Here is a 2,792-nt window from a genome sequence, read left to right on the forward strand (position 1 = left end):
TCTGAAGGAATCGGTGGTAGTTCACCCGCGATCTGACCAACGACAGTATGTTTACCATCGTTCAGTATATCGTGCACTTCGACCATATTTGATTCACGCTCGTCTTTCAGACAGCCATGAATATCGGTAACCTCAGAGCCTAGCGCTGAGTGGAAACCACAGTCTTGGATGTAAATAGGCATAGTGTTCAACTCTTACTTGGATTGTCGATAATCGTTGAGTTCAACGTTTGTATGGTGATGTTGTAGCCCTGGGTCAAATGTTTGAAAACAATGTCGCCTGCCGTTTTGTGTGTACCAGGATCTGTTTGGTAATCAATTTGAATGATTGCCTGTTGGTTTTCATCAAATACGGTTCTTGTTTTGTCGGTATCGACTAGGTGCCAACCTATGCTTTGTAAAGGCTGAGCCCATGCTTCAGCCGGCCATAAGGTAAGCATTAAATTAAATAGCACCTGTTCAGGTTGTGGCAAAGTTGCGCCAAGCCCAGACAAAACCTGCGTATCAATTACTTGATTCTGGTATTGCAGCGATAGAATGCGAGTACCCCAAGAGGAGAACCCCGCCAAAACCACTTTACCCGGTGTGACTTCGACTTGAACCGGAAGCTGCTGTGTATCATTTTCCCACGTAGCGCTAATCAACTGACTGGCTGTTAATGAGTATCCCAGTTCAGCTGGCAGTGGTAGTGCTAGATCGGTGTCTTGATCGATAGACACGCTCGCACCACTTGGCTGCTGAGAAACCATCGAGCAGGCACTCATTAGAATGCCCACTAGTATGGCGAAGGTTACCTTTAATGTCTGGATCATCTAAAAGCCTCTCGAGTAATTGGTCCTTCTACGTTTTTACTACTGTTGATCGCGAGTGGAGAAAGCAGCCATGCCACAAAAATACCGGTTAACACGGTAATACCGAAGCTATGAATCGCATGAGTCTGACTCAGTGACAGTAAGCCGAATGACAGCAGTGTCGTGAGGCCAGACAAGGTGATCGCTAATAGGGTGCTCAGCGACTTTTTCTGCTCCGCAAAGAACAGGGTGTAGTCGATACCAATACCTAAAATCAGAATCAAACCAAGCAGATTAAATAGGTTCAGTGTTGAGCCTAAAACGCCAGTCACCGCTAACCCTGCGACACCTGCAATTAGAGATGGCAGAAGCATCAATAGGCTTTGTTTCACGCCATATCGCCAACCTAGCACCATGCCAATAGCAGCGAGTGCAACCAATAACAGCTCGGTAATTTTGACGCGGTACTCAGCAAAAAGAGATGAGATTTCATCGGCTTTATTGAGGTATTTCACACCCTGTTGTTGAGCAAAGTCTGAATCCAGCCATTGAGAGAACAGTTCTGAATTTGTGACGTCTTTGATCAAAATGACTGACGCCGCTTGTCCGTCGATAGGTTTTAACCAAAGTGGTCGAACAGGTTCTGACACTGGTGATTCTAAAAATCCAGATACCGTGATGGGCTCGAACTTAGGTAGCTCTGGAAAGCTAGGCCAACCAAGAGTGTTCTGTAAGATATGGCTTTGTTGGCTATAAAGTTGTTCAACCAATTGATAGTTATCATGTTGCTCTTGTTCGCTTAGCAACTGTTGATTGATGCTGCGATACCCTGAGATAGCTTGGCTATCGACTAGAGAATCTAAGCTTGTGGTGATTTCTGCCAGTTTTTTGAGAAGCTTTTGGTCGCTCTTAGCAGTTACCAAAAGCATATTTTGACCACTGCCTAACCCTGAGATTTCAGTAATGGCTTGCTCTTGCTGTTTGAGTTGCTCTGGCATCGCCTGAAGTTGGCGAATATCGTCGTCGTAACGAATTTGACTGAGTGATATCAGGCTCAAGACAGTCACAGTTAACGGTAAGCCAGTTCTAAATTTTTGGTTGCTCCAGAGGCTTAACCAAGTATGCCAAAGCTTGGACAAGGGAAGAGGGCGTTCTTGGCTTGGTTTTGCCGCTAAAACGGGATACCAACACACCACACTGGCGTAAGCTGTGATCAGCCCAATCGACGAAAACAGAGCAAGTTGCTGCAATCCCGGGAAAGGCGCGACCAGCAAACCTAAGTAGCCAATCAAACTGGTGATAAGACCCAAGGTGATCGCAATGAGAATGTGCTTCAAGCCTTTGTCACTTTGCCATTGACTTCCAGCTGCCAAGCGGTCAGTCAGGTAGTGAAAGGAGTAATCGATCGATACGCCAATCAAGCTAGCACCGAATACCAAACTAAACAGGTGAACTTTGCCGAAGATAGCGACGGTGCTTGCCAGCGCAACCAATAACCCAGTACTGATTGATAGCAAAGATAAGGCAAGTGGTAGGGCACTACGAAACGTCAGCCACACCAATAAAATAACACCTGCCAAAGAGCCCAAACCAATGGTACTGATTTCTGATTTCGCACTTTCGGTACCGTAATTGGCGTAGAACACCACACCGGTATGCTGCACTTTGACGCCAAACTGCTTTTCGATCTCGCGCTCAATTGAATCAAGATCGGGAAGTTGCTCTTGAATGGCCAAGCTATAAGGTGAACCCGCCAAAGTCGCCGTGACCAAAATATGAGTTTGGTCATTAGATTGAGCGGTGAGGTATCCCTCTTTCAGAACAAAGTTACTTGATTGAACGCCAACAGCACTGATGTAGTCGCGAAATAGTAGAAATGGATCCATCGACAGTTCGGCTGCAGTGACGCCTGAGAACGGATTGTACAGAGACTGAATGACGTATTGAGCTCGTGAATCAGGAGAGTGGGTCAGCGTCTCTTTTTGTTGCTGGGTAAGCAGTT

At 46.2% G+C, this 2,792-nt stretch carries 2 protein-coding genes and 1 pseudogene; all 3 read right to left on the reverse strand.

The features are described 5' to 3' along the window. Positions 1 to 182 (reverse strand): annotated as a pseudogene (locus tag IQQ51_RS27280) (beta-ketoacyl-ACP synthase); the annotation flags it as partial. Positions 183 to 187: 5 nt separating this feature from the next. Next, positions 188 to 811 carry a DUF3261 domain-containing protein gene (locus IQQ51_RS17285; RefSeq protein WP_193841655.1) on the reverse strand — a complete coding sequence of 208 codons (624 nt, stop codon included), beginning with the start codon at positions 809 to 811 and terminating at the stop codon, positions 188 to 190. Further along, positions 808 to 2,792, reverse strand: a 1,985-nt coding sequence (locus tag IQQ51_RS17290) for an MMPL family transporter (RefSeq protein ID WP_228012954.1), incomplete at its 5' end; no start/stop codon positions are given. The genes IQQ51_RS17290 and IQQ51_RS17285, both read right to left, overlap by 4 nt.

This window comes from Vibrio sp. OPT18, from assembly GCF_015163615.1.
In the GTDB taxonomy this organism is placed as follows: Bacteria; Pseudomonadota; Gammaproteobacteria; order Enterobacterales; family Vibrionaceae; genus Vibrio; species Vibrio coralliirubri.